16 protein-coding genes are annotated in these 14,720 nt (G+C 62.6%); 14 read left to right on the top strand and 2 right to left on the bottom strand.

Annotation, left to right across the window (positions count from 1 at the left end; all coding sequences use genetic code 11):
- The first annotated feature begins 1 nt into the window (after position 1).
- The 11 genes from yjdN to phnP all read left to right on the top strand — a co-directional run bounded on the left by yjdN (position 2) and on the right by phnP (position 8,270).
- Positions 2-436, top strand: coding sequence for a VOC family metalloprotein YjdN (gene yjdN, locus CWM53_RS27805; RefSeq protein ID WP_074387316.1), 435 nt, complete (start codon positions 2-4; stop codon positions 434-436).
- A 155-nt stretch (positions 437-591) separates the two neighbouring features.
- Positions 592-1,317: a phosphonate metabolism transcriptional regulator PhnF gene (gene phnF / locus CWM53_RS27800; protein ID WP_074387317.1), complete on the top strand. Its 726-nt coding sequence runs from the start codon at positions 592-594 to the stop codon at positions 1,315-1,317.
- Positions 1,318-1,770, top strand: a complete 453-nt coding sequence (gene phnG / locus CWM53_RS27795; protein ID WP_074387318.1) for a phosphonate C-P lyase system protein PhnG — start codon at positions 1,318-1,320, stop codon at positions 1,768-1,770. It begins immediately after the preceding gene.
- Complete coding sequence (gene phnH / locus CWM53_RS27790) at positions 1,767-2,351, top strand: phosphonate C-P lyase system protein PhnH (RefSeq protein WP_008807244.1); 585 nt, start codon at positions 1,767-1,769, stop codon at positions 2,349-2,351. Before phnG ends, phnH begins: the two co-directional genes overlap by 4 nt.
- The gene (locus tag CWM53_RS27785) at positions 2,352-3,416 is read left to right on the top strand and encodes a carbon-phosphorus lyase complex subunit PhnI (protein ID WP_074387319.1); all 1,065 of its coding nucleotides are present in this window, start codon (positions 2,352-2,354) and stop codon (positions 3,414-3,416) included.
- Positions 3,409-4,257: an alpha-D-ribose 1-methylphosphonate 5-phosphate C-P-lyase PhnJ gene (locus CWM53_RS27780; RefSeq protein WP_002885202.1), complete on the top strand. Its 849-nt coding sequence runs from the start codon at positions 3,409-3,411 to the stop codon at positions 4,255-4,257. Before CWM53_RS27785 ends, CWM53_RS27780 begins: the two co-directional genes overlap by 8 nt.
- Entirely contained in the window at positions 4,254-5,012 is a 759-nt protein-coding gene (gene phnK, locus CWM53_RS27775; protein WP_012543148.1) for a phosphonate C-P lyase system protein PhnK, read from the top strand. Before CWM53_RS27780 ends, phnK begins: the two co-directional genes overlap by 4 nt.
- A 107-nt stretch (positions 5,013-5,119) precedes the next feature.
- Positions 5,120-5,800, top strand: coding sequence for a phosphonate C-P lyase system protein PhnL (phnL, locus tag CWM53_RS27770; RefSeq protein WP_074387320.1), 681 nt, complete (start codon positions 5,120-5,122; stop codon positions 5,798-5,800).
- Positions 5,797-6,933 (top strand): alpha-D-ribose 1-methylphosphonate 5-triphosphate diphosphatase, encoded by a 1,137-nt coding sequence (phnM, locus tag CWM53_RS27765; RefSeq protein WP_074387321.1) that lies wholly within the window; start codon positions 5,797-5,799, stop codon positions 6,931-6,933. The genes phnL and phnM overlap by 4 nt, the downstream gene beginning before the upstream one ends.
- A complete protein-coding gene (phnN, locus tag CWM53_RS27760; RefSeq protein WP_074387322.1) occupies positions 6,933-7,496 on the top strand; it encodes a ribose 1,5-bisphosphokinase in 564 nt (187 codons plus the stop codon). The genes phnM and phnN overlap by 1 nt, the downstream gene beginning before the upstream one ends.
- Before the next feature lie 15 nt (positions 7,497-7,511).
- Entirely contained in the window at positions 7,512-8,270 is a 759-nt protein-coding gene (gene phnP, locus CWM53_RS27755; protein WP_074387323.1) for a phosphonate metabolism protein PhnP, read from the top strand.
- 22 nt (positions 8,271-8,292) lie between these two features.
- On the opposite strand, the gene yjdP is transcribed toward phnP, so the two are convergent.
- Together yjdP and CWM53_RS27745 are read right to left on the bottom strand one after the other, a co-directional pair.
- On the bottom strand, positions 8,293-8,631 hold the full coding sequence (gene yjdP, locus CWM53_RS27750; RefSeq protein WP_061156083.1) for a DDRRRQL repeat protein YjdP: 339 nt from the start codon (positions 8,629-8,631) through the stop codon (positions 8,293-8,295).
- Positions 8,632-8,701: 70 nt separating this feature from the next.
- Complete coding sequence (locus tag CWM53_RS27745; RefSeq protein WP_074387324.1) at positions 8,702-10,987, bottom strand: ATP-binding protein; 2,286 nt, start codon at positions 10,985-10,987, stop codon at positions 8,702-8,704.
- Between the two features lie 179 nt (positions 10,988-11,166).
- Between CWM53_RS27745 and CWM53_RS27740 the strand changes: the two genes are divergently transcribed.
- Genes CWM53_RS27740 through CWM53_RS27730 form a run of 3 tightly spaced genes read left to right on the top strand, consistent with a single transcriptional unit; the run spans position 11,167 to position 14,654 of the window.
- Positions 11,167-12,687: a sugar ABC transporter ATP-binding protein gene (locus CWM53_RS27740; protein ID WP_100730094.1), complete on the top strand. Its 1,521-nt coding sequence runs from the start codon at positions 11,167-11,169 to the stop codon at positions 12,685-12,687.
- Positions 12,684-13,682 carry an ABC transporter permease subunit gene (locus tag CWM53_RS27735; protein WP_023296904.1) on the top strand — a complete coding sequence of 333 codons (999 nt, stop codon included), beginning with the start codon at positions 12,684-12,686 and terminating at the stop codon, positions 13,680-13,682. The genes CWM53_RS27740 and CWM53_RS27735 overlap by 4 nt, the downstream gene beginning before the upstream one ends.
- 30 nt (positions 13,683-13,712) lie before the next feature.
- Positions 13,713-14,654, top strand: coding sequence for an ABC transporter substrate-binding protein (locus CWM53_RS27730; protein ID WP_008807254.1), 942 nt, complete (start codon positions 13,713-13,715; stop codon positions 14,652-14,654).
- The last annotated feature ends 66 nt before the right edge of the window (positions 14,655-14,720 follow it).

Genomic DNA, 14,720 nt, shown 5'->3' with positions numbered 1-14,720 from the left:
CATGTCCTTAAGTCCCTACCTTGCCTTTGCGGGCAACTGCGCCGAGGCAATCGCCTTCTATCAGCAGACGCTGGGTGCAGAGTTAACGTTTAAAATGACCTTTGGCGAAATGCCGCCCCCGGCGCAAGAAGCGTCAGACGGCTGCCCGTCTGGCCAGAAGATGGCAGATGATGCCATCGCCCACGCCAGCCTGCGCATCAACAACGGCGAGCTGATGCTGAGCGACAGCGCCTTCGGGCCCGATGTGCATTACGCCGGCTTCACCCTCGTCCTCGATCCCAGCGATGTCGCTGAAGGCCAGCGCTGGTTCGACGCGCTGGCCGTCGGCGGGCGCATTGAGATGGCCTGGCAGGAAACGTTCTGGGCCCACGGCTTCGGCAAAGTCGTCGACCGCTTTGGCGTCCCCTGGATGATCAACGTGGTCAAACAAGGCTGACCCCGCCAGGGCGGCTCGGCCGCCCTGTCATCCGTCTGGCACCAACTCTTCATCCTTTGGTCATCATCACTTAACCGAAATGCAACATAAACCGGTCAGGATCGGCCCACAACGCGAGGGACCTCCTCGCCTATGCTGTGTGAGGCTTGATGACTATGCACCTGTCCAGACATCCGACCAGTTACCCCACTCGCTATCAGGAAATTGCCGCCCGACTTGAGCAGGAGCTGCGCCACCACTATCGCTGCGGCGACTATCTGCCCGCCGAGCAGCAGCTGGCGACGCGCTTTGATGTCAATCGCCATACTCTGCGCCGGGCCATTGACCAGTTGGTTGAACGTGGCTGGGTCCAGCGCCGTCAGGGCGTGGGCGTGCTGGTGCTGATGCGACCCATCGATTACCCGCTCAATGCCCAGGCGCGTTTCAGTCAGAACCTGCTGGAACAGGGCAGCGATCCCACCAGCGAAAAGCTGCTGTCGGTGCTGCGACCCGCCAGCGCGCATGTTGCCGAGGCCTTTGGCATCAATGAGGGCGATAACGTCATCCACCTGCGCACCCTGCGCCGGGTCAATGGCGTCGCCCTGTGCCTGATCGACCACTACTTCGCCGACCTGCGCTTCTGGCCGGTATTGCAAACCTTCAGCCACGGCTCGCTGCACGACCTGTTGCGCGATCGGCTCGCCGTCGAACTGACCCGGGCGCGCACCAAAATCAGCGCCCGCCGCGCGCAGGCAAAAGAGAGCAAGCTGCTGGAGATCCCCAACATGGCGCCGCTGCTCTGCGTGCGCACCCTTAACAGCCGCCAGGGCGAGCAGACCCCCATCGAATACTCCGTCAGCCTGACCCGCGCCGACATGATTGAATTTACCATGGAGCACTGAATGCACTTCGATACCGCCACCCGCCAGCGCTGGATGTCCATCCTGGCCCACAGTGAACCGCAAGATCTTCTGGCGCGCATGCAGTCCCTGCAGCTGGCGCCGGCGTATGAATTGATTCGCACCCCGGAAACCGGGCTGGTACAGCTCCAGGCCCGCATGGGTGGTATCGGCGACCGTTTCTTTGCCGGCGACGCCACGCTTACCCGCGCGGCGGTACGTCTGGCCGACGGGACGCTCGGTTACAGCTGGATCTTAGGCCGTGACCGCCCGCACGCCGAACGCTGCGCGGCCATCGACGCCCTGCTGCAGTCGCCTCGCCATTTTCACAATTTAATGGAAACCCTGATAACCCCGCTGGAAGCGCTACGCAGCGCGCGTATTGAAGCCCGACGCGCCGAAGTCAACGCCAGCCGGGTCGACTTCTTTACCCTGGTTCGCGGAGATAACGCATGACCTTACAACCCGCTTTTACCCTGGCTGTGCAGGATGCCCAACACAGTTTTCGTCGCCTGCTGAAAGCGATGAGCGAGCCGGGGGTGATTGTCTCCCTGCAGCAGCTTCAGCACGGCTGGCAGCCATTGAACGTGGCCTCCACCAGCCTGCTGTTGACCCTTGCCGATCATGAAACGCCGGTCTGGCTCGCCAGCGCTCTGCATAACGATCTGGTGGGACAGAATCTGCGCTTTCATACCGGCGCGCCGCTGGTGGACCAGCCGCAGCAGGCGGTTTTTGCCGTCGCCAATGACGGCATCAGCGCCGAGCAGCTCAACGTCCTTTCCGCTGGCACCGTCACTGCTCCGGAAACCGGCGTCACGCTGATTGTTCAGCTCGCCAGCCTCAGCGGCGGACGCATGCTGCGCCTGACCGGGGCAGGCATTGCCGAAGAGCGAATGATTGCGCCGCAGCTGCCGGACTGCATCATCGACGAATTAACCGAACGCCCGCACCCGTTCCCGCTGGGCATCGATCTGATCCTCACCTGCGGCGAGCGCCTGCTGGCGATCCCGCGCACCACCCACGTGGAGGTTTGCTAAATGTATGTAGCCGTCAAGGGCGGCGAGAAGGCGATCCTCGCCGCTCACGCCTTACAGGAACAGAAACGGCGGGGCGATGGACGGCTTCCCGAACTGAGCGTTGATCAGATAGGCGACCAGCTCAACCTGGCGGTGGACCGGGTGATGACCGAGGGCGGCATCGCCGACCGCGAACTGGCGGCACTGGCGCTCAAGCAGGCCAGCGGTGATAACGTCGAAGCGATCTTCCTGCTGCGCGCCTACCGCACCACCCTGCCGCGGCTGGCGGTCAGCGAACCGATTAACACTGCGGAGATGCGCCTCGAACGCCGCATCTCCGCAGTGTACAAAGACATTCCCGGCGGCCAGCTGCTGGGCCCCACCTACGACTACACCCATCGCCTGCTCGATTTTACCCTGCTGGCCAACGGCGAAGCGCCGTCTGTGCAGCAAGCCGATGGCGAAGCAGAGCCGACGCCGCACGTCTTCCACCTGCTGGCGCAGCAGCGGCTGGCAAAAGCGGAGCAGGACCACGGCACGCCGCCCGACGATATTACCCGCACCCCACCGGTCTACCCCTGTTCGCGTTCCTCGCGTCTGCAGCAGCTGATGCGCGGCGATGAAGGCTACCTGCTGGCGCTGGCCTACTCGACCCAGCGCGGCTATGGCCGCAACCATCCGTTTGCCGGCGAGATCCGCAGCGGTTACGTGCAGGTGGAAATCGTGCCGGAAGAGCTGGGCTTTAGCGTCAATATTGGCGAGCTGCTGCTGACCGAGTGTGAGATGGTCAACGGCTTCGTCGCCCCACAGGATGAGCCGCCGCACTTCACCCGCGGCTACGGTCTGACCTTCGGCATGAGCGAGCGCAAAGCAATGGCGATGGCCCTCGTCGACCGCGCCCTGCAGGCGCCGGACTACGATGAAGAGATTGCTGGCCCGGCTCAGGATGAAGAGTTTGTGCTGGCCCATGCCGATAACGTCGAAGCGGCCGGCTTCGTCTCGCATCTGAAACTACCGCACTATGTCGATTTCCAGGCCGAACTGGCGCTGTTGAAACGCCTGCAACGGGAGAACGAACGTGGCTAACCCACTGACTGGCTATAACTTTGCTTATCTCGACGAGCAAACCAAGCGCATGATCCGCCGGGCGATCCTCAAAGCGGTAGCGATTCCCGGCTACCAGGTGCCGTTCGGCGGTCGCGAAATGCCAATGCCCTACGGCTGGGGCACCGGCGGCATCCAGCTGACCGCCAGCGTCATCGGCGAGAACGACGTGCTGAAGGTGATTGACCAGGGCGCGGATGACACCACCAACGCGGTGTCGATTCGTCAGTTCTTTAAGCGCGTCACCGGTGTCGCCACCACCGAGCGTACCGAAGACGCCACCCTGATCCAGACCCGCCACCGGATCCCGGAGACGCCGCTGGTGGAGGATCAGATCCTGATCTATCAAGTGCCGATCCCGGAGCCGCTGCGCTTTATCGAGCCGCGCGAAACCGAAACCCGCACCATGCACGCGCTGGAAGAGTACGGCGTCATGCAGGTGAAACTGTATGAAGATATCGCCCGCTTCGGCCATATCGCCACCACCTACGCCTACCCGGTGAAGGTCAATGGCCGCTACGTGATGGACCCTTCGCCAATCCCGAAATTCGATAACCCGAAAATGCACATGATGCCGGCGCTGCAGCTGTTCGGCGCCGGGCGCGAAAAGCGGATCTACGCGGTGCCGCCCTATACCCCGGTGGAAAGTCTCGATTTCGACGACCATCCATTTACCGTGCAGGAGTGGGATGAGCCCTGCGCCATCTGCGGCTCGCGCCACAGCTACCTCGACGAAGTGGTACTGGATGACAGCGGCCAGCGGATGTTTGTCTGCTCCGATACCGACTATTGCCGCCAGCAGAGCGAGGGGCAGAAAAAATGAGCCAGCCATTACTTGCTGTAAATAACCTGACCCATCTCTACGCCCCGGACAAAGGTTTTCGCGATGTCTCTTTCGAACTGTGGCCGGGAGAAGTGCTCGGCATCGTCGGGGAATCCGGCTCCGGTAAAACCACCCTGCTGAAGGCGATCTCCGCCCGTCTGACGCCGCAGCAGGGCGAGGTGCTGTACCAGCAGCGCTCGCTGTATGCCATGAGCGAAGCCGAACGCCGCCGCCTGCTACGTACCGAATGGGGCGTGGTGCATCAGCACCCGATGGACGGCCTGCGTCGCCAGGTCTCCGCCGGGGGCAACATCGGCGAACGGCTGATGGCCACCGGCGCCCGCCACTACGGCAACATTCGCGCCACCGCCGAAAAGTGGCTGCAGGAGGTGGAGATCCCGCCCTCGCGCATCGACGACCTGCCCACCACCTTTTCCGGCGGCATGCAGCAGCGTCTGCAGATCGCCCGCAACCTCGTCACCCAGCCGAAGCTGGTGTTTATGGATGAACCCACCGGCGGGCTGGATGTGTCCGTGCAGGCGCGGCTGCTTGACCTGCTGCGCGGCCTGGCGGTGGAGCTGAACCTGGCGGTGGTGATTGTTACCCACGATCTCGGCGTTGCCCGCCTGCTGGCGAACCGTCTGCTGGTGATGAAGCAGGGCCAGGTAGTCGAGAGTGGCTTAACCGACCGGGTACTCGACGATCCGCACCACCCTTACACCCAGCTGCTGGTGTCGTCGGTGTTGCAGAATTGATGCTGTTTTGCCGGGTGGCGGCTGCGCCTTACCCGGCCTACAGGTGCGTTATTCGTTGGCCGGGTAAGCGAAGCGCCACCCGGCAACCCAACCCCGCGAGGGCTAACATGATCCGCGTTGAAAACATCCATAAAACCTTTGTTCTGCACCAGCAGCACGGCGTGCGCCTGCCGGTGCTGGCCGACGCCTCGCTGACCGTTAACGCCGGGGAGTGCGTGGTACTCCACGGTCACTCCGGCAGCGGCAAATCGACGTTGCTGCGTTCGCTATATGCCAATTATCTGCCGGACAGCGGCCATATCCACATCCGCCACGGCGAGGAATGGGTGGATCTGGTCACCGCCACCCCACGCAAGGTACTGGAAGTGCGCAAAACCACCATCGGCTGGGTCAGCCAGTTTCTGCGGGTGATCCCGCGCATTTCAGCCCTGGAGGTGGTGATGCAGCCGCTGCTCGACCTCGGGACGCCGCGTGAAGCGAGCGCCGCGAAAGCCGCACAGCTCCTGACCCGCCTCAACGTTCCGGAACGCCTGTGGCACCTTGCGCCGTCGACCTTTTCCGGCGGCGAGCAGCAGCGGGTCAACATCGCCCGCGGCTTTGCGGTCGACTATCCGATTCTGCTCCTTGATGAGCCCACCGCCTCACTGGATGCCAAAAACAGTGCTGCCGTGGTCAACCTGATCCACGATGCCAAAGCGCGCGGCGCGGCCATCGTGGGGATTTTCCATGACGAAGGAGTGCGCCATCAGGTCGCCGACCGACTGCACTCCATGGGAATGACAGCATGATTATCAATAACGTAAAACTGGTTCTCGACCACGACGTGGTCCACGGCTCACTGGAAGTCCAGCACGGTCGCATCCTCGCCTTTGCCGAAAGCCAGAGCCGGCTGCCACAGGCGCTGGATGGAGAAGGCGGCTGGCTGCTGCCGGGCCTTATCGAGCTGCATACCGATAATCTCGACAAGTTCTTTACGCCGCGGCCGAAAGTGGACTGGCCAGCCCACTCGGCGATGAGCAGCCATGACGCCATGATGGTCGCCAGCGGCATTACCACCGTACTGGACGCCGTGGCGATTGGCGACGTGCGCGATGGCGGCGATCGTCTTGAGAATCTGGAGAAGATGGTCAATGCGGTGGAAGAGACGCAAAAGCGCGGCCTCAACCGCGCCGAGCACCGCCTGCACCTGCGCTGCGAGCTGCCGCATCACACCACGCTACCGCTGTTCGAAAAGCTGATTGATCGCGAGTCAGTGAGCATGGTCTCTCTGATGGACCACTCGCCAGGCCAGCGTCAGTACGCCGATCGCAGCAAGTACCGCGATTATTATCAGGGCAAATATCATCTGACGCATGACGAGATGGACCGTTTTGAAGCCGAGCAGATGGCGCTGGCCGCCACCTGGTCGCAGCCGAATCGCCAGACCATCGCCGCCATGTGCCGCTCACGCCATATCGCCCTTGCCAGCCACGACGACGCCACCGAGGAGCACGTGGCCGAATCCCATCAGCTGGGGAGCGTGATCGCCGAGTTTCCCACTACGCTGGCCGCCGCCCGGGCCTCCCGCCAGCACGGCCTCCACGTCCTGATGGGGGCGCCCAATATCGTGCGCGGCGGTTCGCACTCCGGCAACATCGCGGCGCACCAGCTGGCGAGCAGTGGTTTGCTGGATATTCTCTCGTCTGACTACTATCCGGCCAGCCTGCTCGATGCGGCGTTCCGCATCGCCGACGCCGAGGATAACGCCTTCACCCTGGCACAGGCGATCCGTCTGGTCAGCAAGCATCCGGCGCAGGCGCTGGGCCTCGACGATCGCGGCGTCATCGCCGAGGGGAAACGCGCCGACCTGGTGCTGGCGCACCGTCGCGGCGATCATGTGCATATCGACCATGTCTGGCGCCAGGGAACGAGGGTCTTTTAATGCCGGGAAAACTGATTTGGCTGGTGGGCCCCTCCGGCTCCGGTAAAGACAGCCTGCTGGCGGCACTGCGCGAACGCGAGCACCCGCAGCTGCTGGTGGCCCATCGTTACATTACCCGTCCGTTTAACGCGGGCAGCGAGAATCATATCGCCCTCAGCGAACATGAATTTTTTACCCGCGCCGAGCAGCATCTTTTTGCTCTCAGCTGGCACGCCAACAATACTTACTATGGCATTGGCGTGGAGATCGACCTGTGGCTGCACGCCGGCTTCGACGTGGTGGCCAACGGCTCCCGCGCCCATCTGGCGCTGGCGCGGGAACGCTACGGTGAGGTATTGGTGCCGATCTGTCTCGCCGTCTCGCCGCCGGTGCTGCGCCAGCGGCTGGAGCAGCGCGGCCGGGAAAATGCAGTAGAAATCGCCCAGCGTCTGGATCGCGCCGCGCGCTATAAGCCAGACAATTGCCTGACGTTGAATAATGACGGGAGTCTCAGACAATCGGTTGACGATTTCTTCCGCCTGTTGCGCAGCCACGTGGCACGCGGAGAGAATCAACCGGTATGAGTGAAAGGTGACACGATGAGCCTGACAATCCGCTTAACCGGCACCGGCGGCGCCCAACTGGTACCCGTCTTCGGTTGCGACTGCGCGGCCTGCCGCCGCGCCCGCCGCGAGGAAAATCACCGCCGCCGCCCCTGTAGCGGAGTGGTGACGTTCAACAACGCCGTGACGTTGCTGGATGCCGGGCGGCCGGAACTGATGGAACATCATCCCGCTGGTAGTTTTCAGCAGGTGCTGCTGACCCACTATCATCTGGATCATGTGCAGGGGCTGTTTCCGCTGCGCTGGGGAGTCGGCGCGCCGATCCCGGTCTATGGCCCGCCGGACGACGCCGGCTGCGACGATCTGCTCAAGCACCCCGGCCTGCTCGATTTTAGCCATACTGTCACACCATTTGTGGTGTTTGAACTGCAGGGGCTGCGGGTGACGCCCCTGCCGCTCAACCACTCGAAGCTCACCTTCGGTTATCTGCTGGAGTCGGCCCACAGCCGGGTGGCCTGGCTCTCGGATACCGCCGGACTGCCGGACAAGACGCTGAAGTTTTTACTCAACAACCGCCCGCAGGCGATGATCATCGATTGCAGTCATGAGCCGCGCGCGCAGACCCCGCGTAACCACAACGATCTAAACACCGTCCGCCACCTTAACCAGGTGATCGGCTGTCCGCGAGTGATCCTCACCCATATCAGCCACCAGTTAGATGTCTGGATGATGGATAACCCGCTGCCGACAGGTTTCGAAGCGGGATATGACGGGATGGAAATCGTGCTGGATTAAGCGCGGGTCTGCCGCAGGGCGATCAGTAGCTATCATCCAGACGACGCTGGTCGCTTTCTAACTGGCGACGATCCTGATCGAGCTGGCGCTGGCGTTCATCAAGCTGGCGGCGGCGATCGTCCAGTTGCCGTTGTCGATCGTCATACTGACGCTGGCTGTCGCGGCTCTGCTGACGGCTCCCCTGATAGCTACCGTCATCGTAGCGCCCGTCGTCGTCACTGGAACGGCTGCTGCCCGGGTTATAGGCGTCGTTAATGGCTTGCTGAATATTGCCGATCGCGTCATCGATAATATCGGCGCGAGCGGCCAGGCTGGTCAGCGACAGGGTGCAAAAGAGCAGTGCGGTTGCGTAACGTTTCATCGGGGCCAATCTCGTCAGAGTCCTGCCGCTACCTTAATTAAGCGAACGCCACCCGAGTAGCGGAGGAATCTCAAATCCTCGCGTACGCCGCGCTCAGCGCCTGCGCCAGCTGGGCGCGGGTAAACGGCTTACGCAGCCACTCCACTTCCGGCAGGGCCGGGTTCTGCGCCGGACGCAAATCCTGGCCGCTGATCAGCAGCACCGGCAGCGCCGGAAAGCGGCGTCGGGCGGTATGGATCACGTCGGCACCGCTCAGCGCGCCGGGCAGCATCAGATCGCTAATCAACAGCGCAATATCCGGCGACGCCTCCAGCAGCTGCAGCGCCTCTTCGCCACTCGGCGTCTCCAGCGTCAGCCAGCCCAGCTGATGCAGCTGTTCACACAGCGTCTGGCGCACATCTTCTTCATCTTCCAGCACCAGCGCCAGCCGTTCTCCCGCCGGCAGCGGCTCGTCCTCCGCTGGCGCCACCGTCGTCTCAACCTCGGTCATCGCCCGCGGCAGCTGCAGCCGCACCGTCGTCCCCTGCCCCGGCGCGCTCTCCAGCGCCACCCGGCCGCCCGACTGGCGCACAAAACCATACACCATCGACAGCCCCAGACCGCTGCCGCTGCCGGTGGCTTTAGTGGTGAAGAACGGTTCAAACACCCGGGCTTTTACCGCCTGCGACATCCCGCTGCCATGATCGATCACCTCCAGCGCCACCATATCCTGCCGCTGGCCGCTGCTGCGGGTGACCCGCTGATTCCAGGTGCGTATTTTGATAACCCCGTCGCGCCCGGCCATGGCGTCGCGGGCGTTCATCACCAGATTGATCAGGGCGTTTTCCAGCTGGCCAACGTCTATCCATGCCGGCCACGCCGGCGACTGCGCCTCAATCTCCAGGCTTAAGGTCGCCGGCAGGGAGTGACGCATCAGCTCGCTGAGGTTCTCCAGCAGCGGCGCCATCGCCACCGCCTGGGGATGCAGCGCCTGTTTGCGCGAAAAGGCCAGCAGCCGCTGGGTCAGAAGCGCCCCACGCTCCGCCGCCTTCAGCGCCCTGGAGAGTCGCGGCGCATCGCGTGCGTCCGGTTCCACCAGCTCGAGGCTGCCGATGATCACCGCCAACAGGTTGTTAAAGTCATGCGCCAGCCCCCCGGTCAACTGGCCGACGGCTTTCATCTTCTGGCTGTGCAGCAGCGCCTCTTCCAGCTCCTGGCGCTTAATTCGATCGATCTCCATCTGGGTGGTCTTCTCTTTCAGCAGCCGGGTGGTGTGCTCCAGCGATGCCGTATTGCGGGCGAAAACGTTAAAGGCCCGCGCCAGCTCGCCCAGCTCATCACGCCGCTGCAGGGCCGGCACCGAGACGTTCGGCTCCCCCTGAGCCAGCCGCGACATCGCAAGGGAGATGGCGGTCAGGTTCGAGCCGAGGTTACGGTAGATATACCACCCGGCGCAGCCGGTGATCGCCAGCGCCAGCAGCGCGGAAAGCAGAATAAACATGCTGATGGAGCGCAGCTCCCGATGGCTCTGCGCCGCCCGCTGCTCTGAGGCTTCCGCCACCCGGCTCACGTACTGATTGATATCCTCGTTAAGCAACGCGACCAGCGCTTTGATGTGGTACATGTACCAGCTGATCGTCAGGTCACTCTCCTCCAGCTGGGCCGACAGCGGGGCCAGCTTCGCCAGCTCACCGGTGACGTCGGGAAGAAAAAACGCCAGCGCGGGATCGGCGCTGCCTGCCGGCAGGTCTCCGCGCAGCTGGTCGAGCTGCAGGACGATCGACCGCGGCGTAACGGTATGGATCGCGGCCACGATCAGCCGGTCCATCTCGGCCAGGCGGCGCGGATCGATCGCCTTATCCCCGCCGCGATCGTTAAGATCGGCGAGATGGCGCAGGTTGCTCTGATTCTGGTAAAGCGAACTCAGCAGCGCATTGCGCTGCAGATGGCGGCGCTGGCCGCGCTCCAGCATCTCCGCCACACTCTGCTGCAGCGCGTTGCTGCGGCGAATAATATTGGCCACCCGCGCCTGTTCCTGCTGCGCCAGCGGGGCCGCCGCCAGCTGGGCCAGCGAGTGCTTCAGCGCCTGCTGCGTCGCCAGCAGCCGTTCCGCTTCGCTTTTGTACTCCAGCGCCCCCACCACCTGCGACAGGCGCACCGCCGCCGTGGCGACATTCGCCGTGTCCCGCGCCAGATCCATACTGCCGCGCATGTCGTTGAGAGTCTGGCGCTGCACCTGCTCCTGCAGCTGGCTGGCGTGGTGAAAGCCAAACACCGCCACGCCGCTGACCAGCAGGGTGACCACGCCCATCAGCAGATTAAAGGAGAGCAGGCGGCCACGGGCGCTGGTGAAAAACGGGTGTCGGCGAGCGGTCATAGCAACTCCAGTGAAGGATCGGTCGGCAGATAAGCGTGACGGTGCAGAAAATGACGCCGCGTAACTGTGATCGCGGTTAACTATTTATCACTATGACAAATATGAATGGATTCTGACATTCTGCATTTATTTTCCGGTGGTGGACTGCAGCTATTGTTCTCACAGACAGGAGCGCCGCGATGACCGCCACCCCGGTACTGGAAATGCGCCATATTGCCAAAGTCTTTGGCAAATTCTACGCGCTGAAAGGCGTAGACCTGACGGTCTGGCCAGGGGAGATCCATGCCCTGATGGGAGAAAACGGCGCCGGAAAAAGCACGCTGATGAAGATCCTTGCCGGCGCCTATACCGCCACCAGCGGCGAGATCCTGATCGACGGTAAACCGCAAACCATCCGGGGTCCGAAAGACGCGCTGGCCGCTGGGATCACGCTGATCTACCAGGAGATGCAGCTGGCGCCGAACCTCTCCGTCGCGGAAAACATTTTCCTCGGCAGCGAGCTGGCGCGCGGTGGTCTGGTGCAGCGTAAAGCGATGCTCAGCCAGGCGCAGGCGGTGATCGACCGCCTCGGCGCTCAGTTCAAAGCCAGCGACCGGGTGATGACCCTGACCATCGCCGAACAGCAGCAGGTGGAGATCGCCCGCGCGCTGCACCGTCAAAGCCGCATTCTGGTGATGGATGAACCCACCGCCGCCCTCTCCTCGCGGGAAACCCAGCGCCTGTTCGATCTCATCCTGCGCCTGCGCGATGAGGGGATGGCGATTATCTATATCAGCCATCGCATGGCGGAAGTGTATGAGCTTTCCGACCGCGTCAGCGTCCTGCGCGATGGGCAGTATGTCGGCAGCCTGGTGCGCGACAAGCTCAACGCGGCGGAGCTGGTGCGCATGATGGTCGGTCGTCCGCTCAGCGATCTGTTCAATAAAGCGCGCGATATTCCCCGCGGCCAGCCGCGCCTGCGGGTCGAGGATCTGACCGATGGCGGCAAGGTGAAGCCCAGCAGCCTGGTAGTGCATGCTGGCGAAATCGTCGGCCTCGCCGGACTGGTCGGCGCCGGACGGTCCGAACTGGCGCAGCTGATTTTCGGCGTGCGCAAAGCCACCGGTGGGGTGATTGAGATCGACGGCGAGCCGGTGGTGATCCACTCGCCGCGCGAAGCCATCGACCTCGGGATCGGCTTTCTGACCGAAAACCGCAAAGAACAGGGGTTGTTTCTCGAACTGGCAGCCCAGGAAAACATCACCATGGCGACGCTGGAACGCGACGCGAACTGGGGGATGCTCAACCGCCGGAAGGCGCAAACCATCTCCGATGACGCCATCCAGTTGCTTAACATCCGCGTGCCGCACGCCCAGGTGCGCGCCGGCGGGCTGTCCGGCGGCAACCAGCAGAAATTATTGATTTCACGCTGGGTGGCGATTGGCCCGCGCATTCTGATCCTCGATGAACCCACCCGCGGCGTCGACGTCGGCGCGAAAAGCGAGATTTACCGCATCATGAACGACATGGCGCGCCAGGGCGTCGCCATTCTGATGATCTCCAGCGAGCTGCCCGAAGTGGTGGGCATGAGCGACCGGGTCTATGTGATGCGCGAGGGCACTATCGCCGGCGAGCTGCAGGCCGGCGATATCAGCCAGGAAAGCATCATGACGCTGGCCACCGGCGTGAACGATTCTCACCTTAAGGCAGGGCAACTATGAGCATACCGAAAGAGACCTCCGCGCCGGTCGCGAAATCCGCTTCGGCGAAAAAAATGTTGATGGGCGACCTGATGCAGACCGTCGGCATTCTGCCGATCCTCATCCTGATCGTCGCCGTGTTCGGCTTTATCGCCCCCAACTTCTTCACGGAAAGCAATCTGCTGAATATCACCCGCCAGGCCTCGATCAACATTGTACTGGCGGCGGGAATGACCTTCATCATCCTCACCGGCGGCATTGACCTCTCCGTCGGCTCCATTCTCGGCACCACCGCGGTGGCGGCAATGGTGGTGTCGCTGATCCCGGCGTTTACGTTGCTGTCGATTCCGGCGGCGCTGATGCTCGGCCTGCTGCTTGGGCTGTTCAACGGCGCGCTGGTCGCCTTCGCCGGGTTACCGCCGTTTATCGTCACCCTCGGCACCTACACGGCGCTGCGCGGCGCCGCCTATCTGCTGGCTGACGGCACCACGGTGATCAACTCCGATATCAGCTTTGAGTGGATCGGCAATGACTATCTCGGCCCGGTGCCGTGGCTGGTGGTCATCGCCCTGGCGGTTATCGCGGTGTGCTGGTTTATCCTGCGCCGCACTACCCTTGGGGTGCATATCTACGCGGTGGGCGGCAACATGCAGGCGGCGCGGCTGACCGGCATCAAAGTCTGGCTGGTGCTGCTGTTTGTCTACGGCATGAGCGGCCTGCTCTCCGGTCTTGGCGGGGTGATGAGCGCCTCGCGGTTATACAGCGCCAACGGCAACCTCGGCGTCGGCTACGAACTGGATGCCATCGCCGCGGTCATTCTCGGCGGCACCAGCTTCGTCGGTGGTATCGGCACCATCACCGGTACGCTGGTGGGGGCGCTGATTATCGCCACCCTCAATAACGGCATGACCCTGATGGGGGTCTCCTACTTCTGGCAACTGGTGATCAAAGGGGCGGTGATCATCATTGCGGTGCTGATCGACAAATACCGTACCCGACACCATCAAAGTGCATAACAACACCATCTTACCTGCGAGGAAAAGCGAATGCGTTTAAAACCGATAGTGACCGCGCTGTGTGCTGGCGCGCTGCTGGCCGCCTCCCCCTTTGCGTCGGCCAAAGAACTGAAAGCGATTGGCGTGACGGTGGGCGACCTTGCCAACCCGTTCTTTGTGCAGATCACCAAAGGGGCGGAGCTGGAGGCCCGCAAGCTGGCGGGAGATAATGTCAAAGTGACGCTGGTCTCCAGCGGCTACGATTTGGGCCAGCAGGTGGCGCAGATCGATAACTTTATCGCCGCCAAAGTCGATATGATCATCCTCAACGCCGCCGATTCGAAGGGCATTGGCCCGGCGGTGAAGCGGGCCAAAGAGGCCGGGATCGTGGTGGTAGCGGTTGACGTTGCCGCCGAAGGCGCCGACGCCACCATCACCTCCGATAACACCCAGGCGGGCGAGCTGGCCTGTAAATACATTAGCGACCGCCTGAACAACAAAGGCAACGTGGTGATCATCAACGGGCCGCCAGTCTCCGCCGTACAAAACCGCGTCGAAGGCTGCGAAACGGAGTTCAAAAAACACCCGGATATAAAAATCCTCTCCTCCAACCAGAACGCTAAAGGCAGCCGGGAAGGCGGCCTGGAGGTGATGACCTCCCTGCTGGCGGCCAATCCGAAGATTGATGGCGTGTTCGCGATCAACGATCCGACGGCGATTGGCGCCGATCTGGCGGCGAAACAGGCGCAGCGTAGCGAATTCTTCATTGTGGGCGTCGACGGCAGCCCGGACGGCGAAGAGGCGCTGAAGCGTAAGAACTCCCTGTTCGTCGCGACGCCGGCGCAGGATCCGCAGGTCATGGCGGCGAAGGCGGTGGAGATTGGCTACGACATCCTGCAGGGCAAACCGGCGCCGACCGCGCCAGTGCTAATCCCGGTGACGATGATCGACAAAAACAACGTCAGCTCTTACAAAGGCTGGACCGTGAAATAAGCGCAACCCGGCGCACAATCGTTCCGCCGATTGTGCGCTACGCTTAACGAGTATGACGGCGCGGAG

Source organism: Klebsiella sp. A-Nf5, from assembly GCF_002810545.1.
In the GTDB taxonomy this organism is placed as follows: Bacteria; Pseudomonadota; Gammaproteobacteria; order Enterobacterales; family Enterobacteriaceae; genus Klebsiella; species Klebsiella variicola.
The sequence above is the reverse complement of the archived record's forward strand: the minus strand, read 5'-3'. Positions and strand labels throughout refer to the sequence as shown.

Excerpts from the sequence above, each read along its gene's own strand:
- phnH (WP_008807244.1), top strand. The coding sequence starts at position 1,767 with ATGACCTTACAACCCGCTTTTACCCTGGCTGTGCAGGATGCCCAACAC.
- phnG (WP_074387318.1), top strand. The coding sequence starts at position 1,318 with ATGCACTTCGATACCGCCACCCGCCAGCGCTGGATGTCCATCCTGGCC.
- phnF (WP_074387317.1), top strand. The coding sequence starts at position 592 with ATGCACCTGTCCAGACATCCGACCAGTTACCCCACTCGCTATCAGGAA.
- CWM53_RS27785 (WP_074387319.1), top strand. The coding sequence starts at position 2,352 with ATGTATGTAGCCGTCAAGGGCGGCGAGAAGGCGATCCTCGCCGCTCAC.
- CWM53_RS27745 (WP_074387324.1), bottom strand. The coding sequence starts at position 10,987 with ATGACCGCTCGCCGACACCCGTTTTTCACCAGCGCCCGTGGCCGCCTG.
- CWM53_RS27730 (WP_008807254.1), top strand. The coding sequence starts at position 13,713 with ATGCGTTTAAAACCGATAGTGACCGCGCTGTGTGCTGGCGCGCTGCTG.
- yjdP (WP_061156083.1), bottom strand. The coding sequence starts at position 8,631 with ATGAAACGTTACGCAACCGCACTGCTCTTTTGCACCCTGTCGCTGACC.
- phnL (WP_074387320.1), top strand. The coding sequence starts at position 5,120 with ATGATCCGCGTTGAAAACATCCATAAAACCTTTGTTCTGCACCAGCAG.
- phnN (WP_074387322.1), top strand. The coding sequence starts at position 6,933 with ATGCCGGGAAAACTGATTTGGCTGGTGGGCCCCTCCGGCTCCGGTAAA.
- phnP (WP_074387323.1), top strand. The coding sequence starts at position 7,512 with ATGAGCCTGACAATCCGCTTAACCGGCACCGGCGGCGCCCAACTGGTA.
- phnM (WP_074387321.1), top strand. The coding sequence starts at position 5,797 with ATGATTATCAATAACGTAAAACTGGTTCTCGACCACGACGTGGTCCAC.
- CWM53_RS27740 (WP_100730094.1), top strand. The coding sequence starts at position 11,167 with ATGACCGCCACCCCGGTACTGGAAATGCGCCATATTGCCAAAGTCTTT.
- CWM53_RS27735 (WP_023296904.1), top strand. The coding sequence starts at position 12,684 with ATGAGCATACCGAAAGAGACCTCCGCGCCGGTCGCGAAATCCGCTTCG.
- phnK (WP_012543148.1), top strand. The coding sequence starts at position 4,254 with ATGAGCCAGCCATTACTTGCTGTAAATAACCTGACCCATCTCTACGCC.
- yjdN (WP_074387316.1), top strand. The coding sequence starts at position 2 with ATGTCCTTAAGTCCCTACCTTGCCTTTGCGGGCAACTGCGCCGAGGCA.